General features: G+C 37.7%; 1 protein-coding gene. It reads left to right on the top strand.

Features of this window, described 5'->3' with window-relative positions:
- On the top strand, positions 1 to 223 hold a 223-nt coding region (locus Q1A73_RS24545), incomplete at both ends, for a hypothetical protein (RefSeq protein WP_299611478.1).

The following is a 223-nucleotide window of genomic DNA, read 5'->3' as shown; positions in this document are numbered from 1 at the left end:
ATTGTAAAGATCAATCTGAGGCAACACCTGCTATTACAGGACTAACTGGTGGAGTGTTCTCTAGTACAACTGGATTGAATATTGATCCTGATTCAGGAATCATAGATATTACTAACAGTGATCCGGGAGATTATGTAGTAACCTATACCACAACTGGAACTTGTCCTAACTCCAGTCAAGTAAACGTAAATATAACTGAACTTGATGATGCTAGCTTTAGCTA

Origin of the sequence: uncultured Aquimarina sp., from assembly GCF_947492115.1 — a bacterium.
GTDB lineage: Bacteria > Bacteroidota > Bacteroidia > Flavobacteriales > Flavobacteriaceae > Aquimarina.
The sequence above is the reverse complement of the archived record's forward strand: the minus strand, read 5'-3'. Positions and strand labels throughout refer to the sequence as shown.